This is a genomic window from Enterobacter cloacae complex sp. FDA-CDC-AR_0164 (assembly GCF_003071645.1).
Lineage (GTDB): Bacteria > Pseudomonadota > Gammaproteobacteria > Enterobacterales > Enterobacteriaceae > Enterobacter > Enterobacter ludwigii.
This window is the reverse complement of record NZ_CP028950.1, coordinates 3,426,437-3,442,867: the sequence shown is the minus strand read 5'-3', so window position 1 is coordinate 3,442,867 and position 16,431 is coordinate 3,426,437. Positions and strand designations below refer to the sequence as shown.

Sequence of the window (16,431 nt, the reverse complement as noted above, 5' to 3'; positions counted from 1 at the left end):
AATGAGTGTTCGTCGTCATCACAACCCCGATAATAAACAGTTTGTTAACATTATATTAACTCAGCGTACCAGTTTATTAATTGTTCAGATTTAAGGTTGCGAAGCGCGTCACTCTTTTTTTTCGTTTTATTCGTAAAAAACAGAGACAGCGGCTGAGCCGCTGTCTCTTTTCTAACAATTACAGGGAGTTACTCAGTAACGATTGTCTGAACCTGTGCAGGTCCCGGGTTATACCAGCCCCAGCCCGGGTAGCCATACCGATAAGGATGTGGACCCCACATCCACGGATCCATCGGCTGAGGTGGCATGATGACCTGTTGTGTCAGCCGCCAGCGCTTATACCCGTTGACCTGCATGGTCATAAATTTATACGGCGTGTTGCCGACTTTGCCCTCTACCGAACCGGTAATCGGGCCGACGACGGTGACCAGCTGTCCGCGAAAATCGACCGGGTCGAGAAAACCGCCAACGTCGGCATAAATACGCCCGCGGGAAGGTTCGCCAAGGATCGGCCGCGCACCGCTATCCAGCGGAACGGTGGCAATCTCCAGACGGGTTTTCCCCTGCTGGTTTTGCACCTCGATAACCTTGCCGCCAAAGCGCGCTTCCTGGCCGACGTAAAGCTCAGGCGCATTCATCACGCGAACCAGATCCTGCTGTGGCGTGGGGCTGCTGCCCTTAATCGCATCAGGAACGGAAACGCATCCGCTCAGTGCTATGGCCACTGCGCCTGCCATAAAAAGGCGTACAACGTTAGTCTGAACCGCCATGATGCGACTCCTTTTTCTCAGTTCCTGTTACTGAGATTCATTCCCGGCCTGGAAGTTTCTTCCACGCGACGGTGTTTCGCAAATAAACCGGCTCCGCATGTTCAACGGCCACGGTTTTGCCCGCCTCAAGCAGTTGACAGGCGATGGGAAGCATATCCTCTGCGGCGGGCAGAAGCATGTTTCCGTCTGTCAGCGTGATCCCGGTGCCGTTAGCCATCTCTGGCCATGCCGGCCAGCCGGTGCCTACTGTCGCCCACTCGCCGGACAGCTGTTTCAGCCGCTCGGTCACCGCTTCCGGCTTGAGGACAGCCTCGGTCTCTTCACCGTGCCAGATGCCGTTTTCATCGCGGGTGTATTCTGCCCAGTAAACTTCTCCCATTCGGGCGTCAATGGCCGCCAGAACGCGCGTTGCACCGGTCATGCGCCATGCGCCCTGCGCCATGGTTGCCAGCGTGGAAACACCGATCATCGGCAGTTCTGCGCCCAGCGCCAGCCCCTGCGCAATGCCAATTCCAATGCGTACGCCCGTAAAGCTGCCGGGGCCACGGCCAAAGGCCAGTGCGTCGAGGTCGGTTAAGGTGGTGTTGCCCCGGGTTAAAATCTCTTTAACCAGAGGCAGAATGCGTTGGGTGTGTTCTCGTGGGCACTCTTCGAAATGAGCAGAGATAGCACCGTCGTTCAACAGAGCAACAGAACAGGCCTCTGTCGCGGTATCAATAGCCAGAATTCGCATCAGTCGTCGCGCTCTCGCAATGGTCAGTCACAAAATGGCGCGCATCTTAGCATACTCACGGGCAAATTACTCCGCCGTTGGGTTTGCCAGGAAGCGAACCGCGCGTTTAATGTCCCGCGTGCGCGGCGCGGGCGGCAAGCTGGCAAGGAAGGTCGCACCGTAAGGGCGCATCACCAGCCGGTTATCGCATATGACCAGCACGCCGCGGTCGTCTGTGTCGCGAATCAGGCGCCCTACCCCTTGTTTAAGGGTGATCACCGCGTCCGGTAGCTGGACCTCATCAAAAGGATCGCCGCCGCGCAAACGGCAGTCTTCCATACGTGCCTTCAGCAGCGGATCGTCCGGCGAAGTAAACGGCAGTTTATCGATGATCACCAGCGACAGGGTATCTCCCCGCACGTCCACCCCTTCCCAGAAGCTGCTGGTGGCTACCAGCAGGGCGTTACCGGCACTGACAAACTGCTGTAACAGTTGCCCTTTGCTGGTCTCACCCTGAAGCAGAACCGGCAAAGTCATGGTGGCGCGGAACTGTTCCGCCAGATCGCGCATCATCGCGTGGGAGGTGCAGAGCATAAAACAGCGGCCGTTGTTGGCCTCGATCATCGGCCTGAGCATTGCCGCCAGCAGGCGCGCCGCACCGGGCTGGTTAGGCAGAGGCAGATTACGCGGAACGCAGAGCAACGCCTGTTTTTCATAATCAAACGGGCTGGGCAGCAGCAGCGACTCCGCCTCCTCAATCCCCAGACGCCCGGTAAAGTGGTGTAGATCGTCATTCACCGAAAGGGTTGCCGACGTGAAGATCCAGCTTCCCGGTTTTTGCGCCATCACCTCTTTGAATTTATCCGCCACCGTCAGCGGCGTCAGGGCCAGCGTGAAATGGCGGGAGGTGCATTCATACCAGTAGCTGAACCCCGGCTGATTTATCTCTTTCAGCCGTTTGAGACGTGCCCGATAGAGCGTGGCGCGCTCGAAGGCGGCATCCAGCAGTGCGGAACGGCCGAGCGATAGTTTCGCCACGTCGTAACAAAGCTCAAGGGCATCATCGAGCAGCAACAGCGCGCGCTGGATATTTTTGTCTGCCAGCAGCTCACGCAGATTACCGCGATAGCCCGGCTCACCCAGTTGCAGGCGAAAATCCTGCGCACTTTGCGCCAGGCGGTCAGCACACTTCTGCAGCTGTTGGGTATCTTTTAACTCAGTGCGGTAGGCAATGGTGAAATCTTTCGCTAAGTCCTGCAGCTGGCGGCTGGAGAGCGACTGGCCAAAATACTGGCTGGCGATGTCAGGAAGCTGGTGGGCTTCATCGAAGATCATCACGTCCGCTTCCGGGATCAGTTCGCCAAAGCCGCTATCTTTAACCACCATATCGGCAAGGAAGAGATGGTGGTTGACCACCACGACATCCGCATCCATGGCGGTTTTACGCGCTTTCACCACAAAACAATCTTTATACAGCGGGCAGTCGCTCCCCAGGCAGTTGTCGTTAGTACTGGTGACCAGCGGCCAGGCGGGAGAGTCTTCCGGCACGCTCGCGCAGGTGCTGATATCCCCCTCCTCCGTCTGATTGGCCCAGGCGCGAAGAATAATGACATCGCTGAGCGTCTGCACCGGCAGATCACCGCCCGCCAGCGCCTGCTGCTCAAGCCGTTCCAGGCAGAGGTAGTTGGAGCGGCCTTTCAGCAACGCCAGGCGGCCTTTATACTTCAGGGCGTTGGCGACCGTGGGCAGATCGCGGCTGTAAAGCTGGTCCTGCAGCGCTTTAGACCCGGTGGAGATGATCACTTTCTTTTTAGCCCGCAGCGCTGGCGCCAGGTAGGCATAGGTTTTGCCCGTGCCGGTACCGGCTTCCACCACCAGCGGCTGCGCGGTGTCGATTGCGCGGGCCACGGCATGCGCCATCTGCCGCTGGGGTTCACGCGGTTTAAAACCGGGAATCGCCTGTGCTAACTGACCTTCTGGGGAAAAATCGTCTGCCACGTTGCTCTCTCACTGTATTTTTGCACAGGGATTATGTCAGCCCATCCTCTCCAGTGCCACCCCAAATAGTGACGAGGGGAACACAATATGGCAGTCTTGGCGACTGACATGAAAATAACGAGGAAACGTTTATGACAATTGTGCGCATTGATGCCGAAGCACGCTGGTCTGATGTGGTCATCCATAACCAGACGCTCTACTACACCGGTGTACCGGAAAATCTCGACGCAGATGCCTTCGAACAGACGGCGAATACGCTGGCGCAGATTGACGCCGTGCTGGAAAAGCAAGGCAGCGACAAATCACGCATTCTGGATGCGACCATTTTTCTTGCCAGTAAAGACGATTTTGCGGCGATGAATAAAGCCTGGGATGCCTGGGTTGTGGCGGGACATGCGCCCGTACGGTGTACCGTACAGGCGACGCTGATGAAGCCGGAATACAAAGTCGAAATTAAGATTATCGCGGCGGTTTAAGCCGGATTACTCCTCTTCATCATCCTCAAAACGCGCCACGATCCGCTCGCCGGTGTGGGTGGCGCGAAGTTCATTAGCAACTTGCGTGATCGCCTGTCCGCTGCTCATCCCCTGGGACATCAGTTCCTGAATACGCTCAACCGCTTTCTGCTGCTGGTCATGGCTCAGAGAAGGTAAACCTGCAAACATTGTCAACTCCTGCTAAATTATCCGCGCTAATTATTTCACGCTGCCCGGTAGTATGCCACACATGAACCCGTTACCCCCTACAGTCATTTCATTACCCTGGCGTTCAGACGCCGCGGAATTCTGGTTTGCCCGCCTCAGCCATCTTCCTTTTGCGATGTTGCTGCACTCCGGTTATGCGGATCATCCCTATAGCCGCTTTGATATTCTGGTTGCCGACCCTCTGCAGACCCTGATAACACAAGGGAATGTGACTACGACGGGCGAAACGCAGTCAACGGACGATCCGCTGTCATTACTTCAGCAGGCGCTGGACGCGCTGGGCTTAACCGTTCCGCAAAATCCCGACCTTCCCTTCCAGGGGGGTGCGCTGGGCTTGTTCGGCTATGATTTAGGTCGCCGTTTCGAAACCTTGCCGGAGACTGCGCAGGACGACATTCCGCTGCCGGATATGGCGGTGGGGCTTTACGACTGGGCAATAATCGTCGATCACCACAAGCAGGCGGTCTCTCTGCTCAGCCATCAGGATGTGTCCGCCCGGCTTGCCTGGCTTGAGGCACAGGTCCCCGTCGCAACAGCGGATTTCCACCTGACCTCTGCGTGGCGCGCCAACATGACCGCGCGGGAGTACGCCGCGAAGTTTGAGCGGGTTCAGGGGTATCTGCAGAGCGGTGATTGCTATCAGGTCAACCTTGCCCAGCGTTTTCAGGCAACCTGTGAAGGCGATGAGTGGCAGGCATTTACCCGCCTCAACGCCAGTAACCGGGCACCGTTCAGTGCATTTCTGCGCCTGGAACAGGGCGCTATCCTGAGCCTCTCGCCCGAGCGTTTTATTCATCTTGCCGATGGCACTATTCAGACGCGACCGATTAAAGGCACGCTTCCCCGCCTGGCCGATCCTGTTGCCGACCGCCAGCAGGCGGAAAAACTGGCGGCCTCGTTAAAAGATCGCGCTGAAAACCTGATGATTGTCGACCTCATGCGTAACGACATTGGCCGGGTCGCCGTACCGGGAAGCGTGCGTGTCCCTGAACTGTTTGTCGTCGAGCCGTTCCCCGCGGTACATCACCTGGTCAGCACCATTACCGCGCAACTGCCCGCCTCGCGCACGGCCTGCGATCTGCTTCGCGCCGCGTTCCCGGGGGGCTCGATAACCGGCGCGCCTAAAGTGCGGGCAATGCAAATAATCGATGAGCTGGAACCGCATCGTCGAAACGCCTGGTGCGGCAGCATTGGCTATATCAGTCTCTGCGGTACGCTGGATACCAGCATCACCATTCGAACGCTGACCGCCTGTAATGGGAATCTGTACTGTTCCGCAGGGGGCGGAATTGTTGCGGATAGCCAGGTCGATGCGGAATATCAGGAAACCTTTGATAAAGTTAACCGTATCCTGAAACAACTGGAGTAATGACGGGTGGAAAAAGAGAACCTGACGCTGGATGATTTTCTGTCGCGCTTTCAGCTTTTGCGGCCCAACGTGAGCCGCGAAGCCCTCAATCAACGTCAGGCAGCGGTGTTGATCCCGGTGGTCCGTCGTGAGCAGCCGGGCCTGCTGCTCACCCAGCGTTCGCCACATTTACGTAAGCACGCCGGTCAGGTCGCCTTTCCGGGCGGCGCCGTGGACAGTTCTGACGCCTCGCTGATTGCTGCCGCGCTGCGCGAAGCCCAGGAAGAGGTCGCCATTCCGCCTGAAGCGGTTGAGATCATTGGCGTGCTGCCGCCGGTCGACAGCGTGACCGGTTTTCAGGTCACACCGGTGGTCGGCATTATCCCGCCGGATCTGCAATATCACGCCAGCGTCGATGAAGTGTCTGCGGTGTTTGAGATGCCGCTGGAAGAGGCTCTTCGGCTCGGGCGTTATCATCCGCTGGATATCCAGCGTCGGGGTCATGCGCACCGGGTGTGGTTGTCCTGGTATCAGCATTATTTTGTCTGGGGCATGACGGCGGGCATCATTCGTGAACTGGCGCTGCAAATCGGCCTGAAGCCTTGACTATACTTTACATTCCACCCTCTTCTGCCAGGTTTGCGATCGGCGTCGCGCTATTAGCAAAACCATCGTTAACCATTAGTTTAATTCATGTGAATAGTTAAGCCGAGGTCGGTCTTCCCTCTTACACTATGCGCAGTTATAACATCGTTACTGGAACCCCGGTAACCCTGTCAGGAGTGTGAAAGTGATTAGTATATTCGACATGTTCAAAGTGGGAATTGGCCCTTCGTCTTCCCATACTGTTGGCCCGATGAAGGCCGGTAAACAGTTCGTCGATGATCTGGTCGAAAAAGGATTACTGGAAAGCGTTACCCGTGTTGCCGTAGATGTTTACGGCTCACTGTCATTAACGGGTAAAGGCCACCACACCGATATCGCCATTATTATGGGTCTGGCGGGCAATATGCCGGATACCGTAGATATTGATGCCATTCCGGCATTTATCCGCGACGTGGAAACGCGCGGCCGCCTGCTGCTGGCAAACGGTCAACATGAAGTGGATTTCCCGCATGATGACGGCATGCGTTTTCGTAGCGATAACCTCTCCCTGCATGAAAACGGTATGCAGATCCACGCCTTTAGCGGCGACAAAGTGATCTACAGCAAAACCTATTACTCCATTGGCGGTGGTTTTATCGTTGATGAGGAACACTTCGGCAAAGATACAACGGGTGATGTGAACGTACCTTACCCGTTCAAGTCCGCCAAAGAGATGCTGGACTACTGCCATGAAACCGGTCTGTCACTTTCCGGCATGGTGATGCAGAACGAACTGGCGCTGCACAGCAAAAAAGAAATTGAAGACTATTTTGCGAACGTGTGGCAAACCATGCAGGCCTGTATCGATCGCGGCATGAACACCGAAGGCGTACTGCCTGGGCCACTGCGCGTACCGCGTCGCGCCTCTGCGCTGCGCCGTATGCTGGTCACCACAGACAAATTCTCTAACGACCCGATGAACGTGGTCGACTGGGTGAACATGTTTGCGCTGGCGGTGAACGAAGAAAACGCCGCGGGTGGCCGGGTGGTGACTGCACCAACGAACGGAGCGTGCGGTATCGTTCCGGCGGTACTGGCCTACTACGATCACTTTATTGAACCCGTAACGCCTGATATCTACATTCGCTACTTCCTGGCAGCAGGGGCGATTGGTGCGCTGTACAAGATGAATGCGTCTATCTCTGGCGCTGAAGTGGGCTGTCAGGGTGAAGTGGGCGTGGCCTGTTCTATGGCCGCGGCCGGTCTTGCAGAGCTGCTGGGCGCCAGCCCGGAGCAGGTCTGTGTGGCGGCTGAAATCGGTATGGAACATAACCTCGGTCTCACCTGTGATCCGGTTGCGGGTCAGGTGCAAGTACCATGCATTGAACGTAACGCTATCGCGTCGGTAAAAGCGATCAACGCCACGCGTATGGCCATGCGCCGTACCAGCGAGCCACGCGTTTCGCTGGACAAGGTTATCGAGACCATGTACGAAACCGGTAAAGACATGAACGCCAAATATCGTGAGACCTCCCGCGGCGGTCTGGCGATAAAGGTGCAGTGCGACTAACCGTTTCACCTCAACGCCTCTCTCGCCCATCTTCCACGGATGGGCGAATTTTTATCCCTTTCTCGTCGACTTAATATTTCCCCACTACACTTGCTGTGTTGCCTCGGCTTTTGGTGCTGAAGGCGTATTGGGCGGCCTCCCATGCAAACAGCACAGAGGATCATAAAAAAGTATCGCCGAAAACGCGTCATCGTCTGCGTGATGGTTGCGCTTCTCACGCTCATCATTACGCTGGGTATACGCTTTATTTCACAGCGTAACGTAAATCAGCAAAACACCCTGAACTTTGCGGCGCACTCCGTCAACGTGCTGGATAACGTCTTATTGCCGCTGGAAAAAGGGCGCAACCCGCTGCTGGCACTGGTCGGAGCGCCCTGCTCTCAGGCGCATTTAGTGTTACGAAAACAGGCGGCCTCACTGCAAACGGTGCGCTCAATTGCACTGGTCAAAGACGGTATCCTTTACTGTTCAAGTATTTTCGGCAATCGCGACGTCCCGTTGCGAGAGATTCAGCCTGCCCTGCCGTCCGCCGAAACAAAGCTGGTGCTCTCCACCGACAAATCCTTGCTTAAGGGAAGCCCGATCCTGATCCAGTGGTATCCGGTTTCTGATAGCGGAGAAGATGGGGTGATGCAGATTGTGAATATCGATCTCATCACTCGCCTGATGCTGGAGCCACAGCGCCCACTTATCACCGACGTGGCCCTGACCGTGGGGGATAAATACCTGCGCTACGGTGAAAATGTCTCCGACTCGCTGACAATAAACGATGATGAGAGGGTTCTGCGCCAGCAATCCAGCCATTTCCCGTTCACCATTACCGTCAGTGGCCCGGGAGCCAGCGAACTGGCGTTGATATATTTGCCCTCTCAGCTGCCGCTGGCGCTGATGCTCAGTCTGCTGATGGGTTACGTCGCCTGGCTTGCGACCGCGAACCGCATGAGCTTTACCTGGGAAATTAACCTTGGCCTGGCCGCACGTGAATTCGAGCTGTTTTGCCAGCCGCTGCTGAATGCCCGCACGCAGAAATGCGTGGGGGTGGAGATCCTGCTGCGCTGGAACAACCCCCGTCAGGGATGGATTTCCCCGGACGTTTTTATTCCGCTCGCCGAAGAGCACAACCTGATTATCCCTCTCACACGTTACGTCATTAACGAGACGGTGAGTCAGATTGGCTATTTTCCGGCAACGCCCGGCTTCCACATTGGCATTAACGCCGCCGCCAGCCATTTCCGGCATGGAACGCTCATTCAGGACCTGAACCGCTACTGGTTCAGCGCGCATCCCACCCAGCAGCTGATTGTGGAGCTGACGGAGCGTGACGCGCTGCAGGACGTGGATTATCGCATTGTAAGAGAGTTACACCGTCAGGGCGTGAAGCTGGCCATAGATGATTTTGGCACCGGCAATAGCTCTCTCTCGTGGCTGGAAAAGCTGCATCCGGACGTGCTGAAAATTGATAAGTCCTTTACCAGCGCTATCGGCACTGATGCCGTGAACTCCACGGTGACGGACATCATCATTGCGCTCGGACAACGGCTTAGCATTGAGCTGGTGGCTGAAGGGGTAGAAACGCCCGAGCAGGCGCGGTATTTGCGTCATCACGGGGTAGAGGTACTGCAGGGATTTTTGTTTGCGCAGCCTATGCCGCTGAGGGAATTTCCGCAATGGCTGGCGGAGAGTTCGTCTCCGCCAGCACCGCGTAACGGGCATATCGTTCCGCTGATGCCGTTACGCTAGGCTCAGTTACTCTTCTTCGTCGTGGGCCGACTGCTCTTTAACAATGCGCACCATATCGACGCGATAGTCATTCGCTTCGATTATCGTGATCTGCAGCGGAGGCAGTTCGATGATATCGCCGGTCCGCGGGATTTGTCCGTTGACGGCAATAACCAGCCCAGCCACGGTCGCAATGTCCTCTTCATCGTTGATGATGTTTTCCAGACCCAGCGTGTGCTGTAGCGCGTGCAGATCGGTGGTGCCTTTCACCAGCCAGCCGTCACCGTCGGAGACAATTTCCGGGGTTTCATCCGCATCCGGGAATTCACCGGCAATGGCTTCAAGCACGTCGAGCGGCGTCACCAGACCCTGCACCACACCAAATTCATTGGTGACGATAACAAAGCTACCGCGTGCGCGGCGCAGGACGCCAAGCAGGTTGATAGGATCCAGTGTTTCCGGCACCACAATCGCCGGTGATGCGGCGGCGACGGCTTCGACGTTAATCCCCTCTTCCAGCGCCACCAGCATCTCTTTCGCACGCACCACGCCGATGATCTCGTCCAGTTCACCCCGGCATACCGGGAACAGGCTATGCGGTGAAGAGAGCAACTGCTGGCGAATCTCATCAACGCTCAGACGGGAATCGACCCAGCTGATTTCACCGCGCGGGGTCATGATGCCGCGCAGCGAGCGGGAGGCCAGGGAGAGCACGCCGTTAATCATATAGCGCTCTTCTTCCACAAATGCCCCTTCCGGGACGGGAACCGGGTTACGGCTTTCATTGTCATTCTGCACGTTGACCTGACGGCGACCGCCCATCAGACGCAGAATCGCATCAGCCGTACGCGCACGCAGCGGCTGGGTAGACTGCTGCTTGATAAAGTTATGTCGTGCAATCTGGTTAAACAGCTCGATGAGGATCGAGAAGCCAATGGCGGCGTACAGGTAGCCTTTTGGTATATGGAAGCCAAAACCTTCCGCCACCAGGCTCAGACCAATCATCAACAGGAAGCTAAGGCAGAGCACCACGACCGTCGGATGCTGATTCACAAAGCGCGTCAGTGGCTTAGACGCCAGCAGCATCACCGCCATCGCGATAACCACCGCAGCCATCATCACCGGGAGGTGGTTCACCATGCCAACAGCCGTGATCACCGCATCCAGCGAGAAGACCGCATCAAGCACCACGATCTGCAGTACCACGACCCAAAAGCTGGCATAGCCTTTACCGTGTCCATCATCGTGCTGGCGATTTTCCAGCCGCTCGTGAAGCTCTGTCGTTGCTTTGAAAAGCAGGAATATCCCCCCGAGCAGCATGATCAAATCACGGCCGGAGAAGGTGAAATCCATGACGGAAAAAAGCGGCTTCGTCAGCGTAACCATCCACGAGATCACGGACAGCAGTGCCAGACGCATGACCAGTGCCAGAGAGAGGCCGATCAGACGCGCTTTATCACGTTGTTTTGGCGGCAGTTTGTCCGCAAGGATGGCAATAAACACCAGGTTATCAATGCCGAGAACAATCTCAAGCACGACCAGCGTGAGCAATCCCACCCAGATTGACGGGTCCATTAAGAATTCCATGAAACGCTCCTGCTAACGGAATGACCAAACGGTGCCCCACTCAACGTGGGCAAAACAGAGGCAGACAGAGTCGATACGTGGCGAGGATCGCCGGTGAAACAGGCGCGGAATGGCCTGGAGGATGACTGACGTCGGTGACGGTCCATATAGTGGGCTGTAGCCCTATACTCCTGAACAATTAAACGGAGGCTAAACATATCAGAGACAATGCGTTTTTAGCAAAGATTTACGTTCCTTTGCAAAGATCTGTAACACAGCTGCTTTACCTTACAGATAATTCTGTAACCCATAGCTAAATTACGGATCTTCATCACATAAATTATTTTTTCACTATCTAAAATAATTCGCGGAAGTCTTAGTTTTTTTAACTCTAACCCTTTTCTGAATCGATTCGGTTGGCCAGATACGATTCACAGTGCGACTGCCTGGCAGGCGTATTAATGATAATAAAAGGAGGTAGCAAGTGACCATTGCTATTGTCATAGGCACACATGGTTGGGCTGCAGAGCAGTTACTCAAAACAGCAGAGATGCTGTTGGGTGAGCAGGAAAACGTCGGCAGGATCGATTTCGTTCCCGGTGAAAACGCTGAAACGCTGATTGAGAAGTACACTGCTCAACTGCAGAAACTGGATACCAGCAAAGGCGTGCTGTTTCTCGTTGATACATGGGGAGGCAGTCCGTTCAATGCTGCCAGCCGCATTGTCGTCGATAAAGAGCATTATGAAGTTGTCGCCGGGGTGAATATCCCCATGTTGGTGGAAACCTTCATGGCACGCGACGACAATCCGAGTTTTGATGAACTGGTCGCTCTGGCAGTTGAAACCGGTCGCGAAGGCGTGAAAGCGCTGAAAGCACAACCGGTTGAGAAGCCTGCTCCAGTGGCCGCGGCGCCAAAAGCCGCAGCCCCGGCGAAGCCCATGGGCCCGAATGATTACATGGTGATCGGCCTTGCCCGTATCGATGACCGTTTAATCCACGGCCAGGTGGCAACGCGCTGGACCAAAGAGACCAACGTTCGACGCATTATTGTCGTCAGCGATGAAGTTGCTGCTGATACCGTACGTAAAACCCTTCTGACACAGGTTGCTCCTCCTGGCGTTACCGCGCACGTGGTGGATGTCGCCAAAATGATCCGCGTTTATAACAACCCGAAATATGCGGGCGAGCGCGTGATGCTGCTGTTCACAAACCCGACAGACGTTGAACGCCTGGTTGAAGGCGGCGTGAAAATTACCTCCGTAAACATTGGTGGTATGGCATTCCGTCAGGGCAAAACGCAGGTCAACAACGCCATTTCAGTCGATGCGAAAGATATTGAGGCATTCAACAAGCTGAATGCACGCGGTATCGAACTGGAAGCCCGTAAGGTTTCCACGGATCAGAAACTGAAAATGATGGATCTGATCGGTAAAGTTGGGAAATAAGCCCGCGCCGGTTTTTCACATAAAGCTTATGTAATAGGAGAAGTACAATGGAGATTACCACTCTTCAGATTGTGCTGGTGTTCATCGTCGCGTGTATTGCGGGTATGGAATCCGTACTTGATGAATTTCAGTTCCACCGCCCTCTGGTGGCCTGTACGTTGATTGGTGCCGTTCTGGGTGATATGAAAACCGGGATCATCATCGGTGGTACCCTGGAAATGATTGCCCTGGGCTGGATGAACATCGGTGCGGCAGTTGCGCCTGATGCCGCGCTGGCGTCCATCATTTCTACGGTTCTGGTTATTGCCGGTCACCAGAGTATCGGTGCAGGTATTGCCCTGGCCATCCCGCTGGCAGCAGCAGGTCAGGTACTGACCATCATCGTGCGTACTATCACCGTGGCCTTCCAGCACGCGGCGGATAAGGCGGCCGAAAATGGCAACCTGACGGCGCTCTCCTGGATCCACGTCTCGTCCCTGTTCCTGCAGGCGATGCGTATCGCGATCCCGGCCGTTATCGTTGCGATCTCCGTCGGTACCAGCGAAGTACAGAGCATGCTGAACGCCATTCCAGAAGTGGTCACCGGCGGTCTGAACATCGCAGGCGGTATGATTGTGGTGGTTGGTTATGCGATGGTTATCAATATGATGCGCGCAGGCTACCTGATGCCGTTCTTCTACCTCGGCTTCGTTACTGCTGCGTTCACCAACTTCAACCTGGTTGCGCTGGGTGTGATTGGTGCAGTGATGGCGATTCTCTACATCCAGCTCAGCCCGAAATATAACCGCGTTGCGGGTGCCCCAGCGCAGGCTGCTGGTAATAACGATCTCGATAACGAACTGGACTAGCAGGTGAGCGAAATGGTTGATATGACAAAAACTACCACTGAGAAAAAACTCACTCCGGGTGATATTCGTGGCGTGTTCATCCGTTCTAACCTGTTTCAGGGTTCATGGAACTTCGAACGTATGCAGGCGCTGGGCTTCTGTTTCTCCATGGTACCGGCTATCAAACGCCTGTATCCGGAAAACAACGAAGCGCGCCGTCAGGCGATTAAGCGTCACCTGGAATTCTTTAACACCCATCCTTATGTGGCGGCTCCGGTTCTGGGCGTGACGTTGGCGATGGAAGAGCAGCGTGCAAACGGCGCAGAGATTGACGATGGTGCCATCAACGGTATCAAAGTCGGTCTGATGGGTCCGCTGGCAGGCGTCGGTGACCCGATCTTCTGGGGTACCGTGCGTCCGGTCTTCGCGGCGCTGGGTGCCGGTATCGCCATGAGCGGAAGCCTGCTTGGGCCACTGCTGTTCTTCATCCTGTTCAATGCGGTACGTCTGCTGACCCGTTACTACGGTGTGGCTTACGGTTACCGTAAAGGGGTGGACATCGTTAAGGATATGGGCGGCGGCTTCCTGCAGAAACTGACTGAGGGGGCGTCAATCCTCGGCCTGTTTGTCATGGGGGCACTGGTTAACAAGTGGACGCACGTGAACATCCCGCTGGTGGTGTCCACCATCACCGGTCAGGATGGTCAGACCCGTGTTACCACCGTGCAGACGATTCTGGACCAGCTGATGCCGGGTCTGGTACCGCTGCTGCTGACCTTCGCCTGTATGTGGCTGCTGCGTAAGAAAGTTAACCCGCTGTGGATCATTGTTGGCTTCTTCGTCATCGGTATCGCGGGCTACGCTGTCGGTCTGCTGGGCCTGTAAGACATCACGTAATACGCCGGGGGCTTGCCCCCGGTTTTTTTATCTGGAGGATGAATGACTGTCACGGACATCGTACTGGTTTTGTTTATTGTGGCCCTTCTGGCATATGCGATCTATGACGAGTTCATCATGCCCCGCCGCCACGGCGAAACGCTGCTCTCCCTGCCCCTTCTGCGACGCAGCCGCGTGGATGCGTTTATCTTCGCCGGTCTCATCGTCATTCTTATATACAACAACGTGACCGGTCATGGTGCAATATTAACCACATGGTTATTATGTGCGCTGGCATTAATGGCGATTTATCTGTTCTGGATCCGTGTTCCGAAAATCATTTTTAAAAGCCGCGGGTTTTTCTTTGCCAATGTATGGATAGAATATAACCGTATTAAAGAGATGAATTTATCGGAAGACGGTGTACTGGTGATGCAATTAGAGCAACGCCGGCTGCTTATTCGGGTAAAGAATATTGACGATCTGGAAAGAATATACAAACTAATGCTTAAAACTCAGTAAGTTAACTACATAGCCTTGGCTGTATTCTGCGTTTATTTTGCGCACCTGATATAGCCAAAGCTATATTCCATTCTGCCATTTCTCTTATATTTATTAACGTTATTTTCACGCATAAATCTAAATGAAAATCGTTATCAACACATTGGCGAAATAATGCCGTTTCATTGTTGTTTTATATTCTCAAAATATGTTAAGGTTGCGCCCGTCGTTGGGGAGTAGCTGATTTCCTGTTCGCAGGAAATGTACGTGTCAACATACTCGTTGAAAAACGTGGCACGTACGGACCGTTTGCCGCACAGATTTGTGCAAGGCGGTCAGGCGAGACCATAGATACATCAACTGCTGTTTACTGGGGGCAGTGATGTGTCATATGGATATCTCCCGGTCTGGACGCTTTAATGAATATCTCCGCAACCCTTCTTCTTGCTTTCGGTATGTCCATGGACGCTTTTGCCGCTTCCATCGGTAAAGGTGCCTCGCTGCACAAACCCAAATTCTCTGAAGCGCTTCGCACAGGCCTTATCTTTGGTGCTATCGAAACGCTGACACCGCTCATCGGCTGGGGTCTTGGTATGCTGGCAAGCCAGTTCATACTGGAGTGGAACCACTGGATCGCTTTCGTGCTGCTCGTATTTCTGGGGGGGCGAATGGTGATTGAAGGTTTTCGTGGCAATGGCGATGAGGAAGACGAGCCGCAGCACCGCCACGGTTTCTGGCTGCTGGTGACCACTGCCATCGCCACCAGTCTCGACGCCATGGCCGTCGGTGTGGGCCTGGCATTCCTGCAGGTCAATATTATTGCGACCGCGCTGGCCATTGGTTGTGCCACGCTGATTATGTCGACGCTGGGAATGATGGTTGGCCGGTTTATTGGCCCCCTGCTGGGCAAACGCGCCGAGATCCTGGGCGGTATCGTGCTGATTGGCATTGGTGCCCAGATCCTCTGGGCACATTTCGCCGGTTAATCTTCGCGCTGCCAGCAGTGGATACTGAAATCCGTCTGGCAGCGAAACGTTGTTTGCTCCGCTAAGGTTTCCCACACGTTCGGTTTCGCCCGCCATGCAAATGGCGTCATCTGCAACAACGCTACAGCTTCTTCCCCTGCCAGGTTCATCTCGTAGGCCAGCGTCTGCTCCTGCTTCAGCGTAAAGCCCGCCAGTTGCTCAGAATGTGGCGCATGCAGCCGAACCTCATCATAGATAAGCCCTTTAAGCTCCATCAGATGTCGGGGACCTGGCGTGACGGTAATGACCCATCCGCCCGGTTTGATAACGCGTGCCAGCTCCTGCGCCTTACAGGGCGCATAGATGCGGATAACCGCATCCATGCTGGCATCGTCAAACGGCAGCCGGTGGCTCGATGCCACGCAGAACGTCACGCCGGAGTAGCGTTTTGCCGCCGCGCGGATAGCCACTTTGGAAACATCCAGACCAAATGTCTGCGCGCCCTTCTCTTGTGCAACCTCAGCAAACCGCGCGGTGTAATACCCTTCCCCGCAGCCAATATCCAGCACGCCTGCTGCACTGTCAGTCAGATTATCTTCCAGCAATTGCGCGACGGCCTCTCTGAGTGGCTGATAGTGCCCGGCGTCGAGAAATGCCCGGCGTGCCTGCATCATCTCAGCACTGTCACCCGGATCGCGCGAGCGCTTATGCTGCACCGGCAGAAGATTCACGTAGCCTTCTTTCGCCATATCAAACTGATGTCCCTGCGGACAGGCATAACTTTTTTCTGATCGCGTCAGACGCGCGTGGCAAAGGGGACAACTGAAGGACATGGCAGCTCCG

17 protein-coding genes and 1 riboswitch are annotated in these 16,431 nt (G+C 55.2%); of the genes, 10 read left to right on the top strand and 7 right to left on the bottom strand.

Annotated elements, in window-relative coordinates:
• Positions 1-188: 188 nt before the first annotated feature.
• The 3 genes from AM410_RS17025 to AM410_RS17015 form a co-directional block, all read right to left on the bottom strand.
• Positions 189-770 carry a Slp family lipoprotein gene (locus AM410_RS17025; protein WP_014170588.1) on the bottom strand — a complete coding sequence of 194 codons (582 nt, stop codon included), beginning with the start codon at positions 768-770 and terminating at the stop codon, positions 189-191.
• 37 nt (positions 771-807) lie between these two features.
• The gene (gene tsaB / locus AM410_RS17020) at positions 808-1,503 is read right to left on the bottom strand and encodes a tRNA (adenosine(37)-N6)-threonylcarbamoyltransferase complex dimerization subunit type 1 TsaB (RefSeq protein ID WP_014170589.1); all 696 of its coding nucleotides are present in this window, start codon (positions 1,501-1,503) and stop codon (positions 808-810) included.
• Positions 1,504-1,569: 66 nt separating this feature from the next.
• The gene (locus AM410_RS17015; protein ID WP_014170590.1) at positions 1,570-3,480 is read right to left on the bottom strand and encodes an ATP-dependent DNA helicase; all 1,911 of its coding nucleotides are present in this window, start codon (positions 3,478-3,480) and stop codon (positions 1,570-1,572) included.
• A gap of 131 nt (positions 3,481-3,611) precedes the next feature.
• Here AM410_RS17015 and AM410_RS17010 point away from each other — a divergent pair, with 131 nt between their 5' ends.
• The gene (locus AM410_RS17010) at positions 3,612-3,956 is read left to right on the top strand and encodes a RidA family protein (protein ID WP_014170591.1); all 345 of its coding nucleotides are present in this window, start codon (positions 3,612-3,614) and stop codon (positions 3,954-3,956) included.
• Positions 3,957-3,962: 6 nt separating this feature from the next.
• On the opposite strand, the gene AM410_RS17005 is transcribed toward AM410_RS17010, so the two are convergent.
• Positions 3,963-4,145: a YoaH family protein gene (locus tag AM410_RS17005; protein WP_020883426.1), complete on the bottom strand. Its 183-nt coding sequence runs from the start codon at positions 4,143-4,145 to the stop codon at positions 3,963-3,965.
• Between the two features lie 61 nt (positions 4,146-4,206).
• Here AM410_RS17005 and pabB point away from each other — a divergent pair, with 61 nt between their 5' ends.
• The 4 genes from pabB (at position 4,207) to AM410_RS16985 (ending at position 9,427) form a co-directional block, all read left to right on the top strand.
• Positions 4,207-5,553, top strand: a complete 1,347-nt coding sequence (gene pabB, locus AM410_RS17000; protein WP_032680790.1) for an aminodeoxychorismate synthase component 1 — start codon at positions 4,207-4,209, stop codon at positions 5,551-5,553.
• Positions 5,554-5,559: 6 nt separating this feature from the next.
• Positions 5,560-6,138 carry a CoA pyrophosphatase gene (locus AM410_RS16995; RefSeq protein ID WP_014170594.1) on the top strand — a complete coding sequence of 193 codons (579 nt, stop codon included), beginning with the start codon at positions 5,560-5,562 and terminating at the stop codon, positions 6,136-6,138.
• Between the two features lie 184 nt (positions 6,139-6,322).
• Positions 6,323-7,687: an L-serine ammonia-lyase gene (gene sdaA / locus AM410_RS16990; protein ID WP_032680789.1), complete on the top strand. Its 1,365-nt coding sequence runs from the start codon at positions 6,323-6,325 to the stop codon at positions 7,685-7,687.
• Positions 7,688-7,828: 141 nt separating this feature from the next.
• On the top strand, positions 7,829-9,427 hold the full coding sequence (locus AM410_RS16985) for an EAL domain-containing protein (protein ID WP_020883423.1): 1,599 nt from the start codon (positions 7,829-7,831) through the stop codon (positions 9,425-9,427).
• A 6-nt stretch (positions 9,428-9,433) separates the two neighbouring features.
• Here AM410_RS16985 and yoaE read toward each other — a convergent pair whose 3' ends face one another.
• Positions 9,434-10,993: a CNNM family cation transport protein YoaE gene (gene yoaE / locus AM410_RS16980; protein ID WP_014170597.1), complete on the bottom strand. Its 1,560-nt coding sequence runs from the start codon at positions 10,991-10,993 to the stop codon at positions 9,434-9,436.
• The gene (locus AM410_RS24375; protein WP_370874538.1) at positions 10,981-11,139 is read right to left on the bottom strand and encodes a protein YoaL; all 159 of its coding nucleotides are present in this window, start codon (positions 11,137-11,139) and stop codon (positions 10,981-10,983) included. The genes yoaE and AM410_RS24375 overlap by 13 nt, the downstream gene beginning before the upstream one ends.
• 317 nt (positions 11,140-11,456) lie before the next feature.
• On the opposite strand from AM410_RS24375, the gene manX reads away from it, so the two are divergent.
• The 5 genes from manX to mntP all read left to right on the top strand — a co-directional run bounded on the left by manX (position 11,457) and on the right by mntP (position 15,609).
• Complete coding sequence (manX, locus tag AM410_RS16970; RefSeq protein WP_108648159.1) at positions 11,457-12,419, top strand: PTS mannose transporter subunit IIAB; 963 nt, start codon at positions 11,457-11,459, stop codon at positions 12,417-12,419.
• Positions 12,420-12,466: 47 nt separating this feature from the next.
• Positions 12,467-13,267 carry a PTS mannose transporter subunit IIC gene (gene manY / locus AM410_RS16965; RefSeq protein WP_014170599.1) on the top strand — a complete coding sequence of 267 codons (801 nt, stop codon included), beginning with the start codon at positions 12,467-12,469 and terminating at the stop codon, positions 13,265-13,267.
• A 12-nt stretch (positions 13,268-13,279) separates the two neighbouring features.
• Entirely contained in the window at positions 13,280-14,131 is an 852-nt protein-coding gene (locus AM410_RS16960; protein WP_006810994.1) for a PTS mannose transporter subunit IID, read from the top strand.
• Between the two features lie 54 nt (positions 14,132-14,185).
• Positions 14,186-14,644 (top strand): DUF986 family protein, encoded by a 459-nt coding sequence (locus tag AM410_RS16955; protein ID WP_108648158.1) that lies wholly within the window; start codon positions 14,186-14,188, stop codon positions 14,642-14,644.
• Between the two features lie 198 nt (positions 14,645-14,842).
• Positions 14,843-15,032, top strand: a riboswitch (yybP-ykoY riboswitch).
• Positions 15,033-15,042: 10 nt separating this feature from the next.
• Positions 15,043-15,609, top strand: a complete 567-nt coding sequence (gene mntP, locus AM410_RS16945; RefSeq protein WP_014170601.1) for a manganese efflux pump MntP — start codon at positions 15,043-15,045, stop codon at positions 15,607-15,609.
• Here the strand turns inward: mntP and rlmA are convergent.
• A complete protein-coding gene (gene rlmA / locus AM410_RS16940; RefSeq protein ID WP_049023018.1) occupies positions 15,606-16,421 on the bottom strand; it encodes a 23S rRNA (guanine(745)-N(1))-methyltransferase in 816 nt (271 codons plus the stop codon). The two genes, mntP and rlmA, sit on opposite strands and share 4 nt — an antisense overlap.
• Positions 16,422-16,431 lie beyond the last annotated feature (10 nt).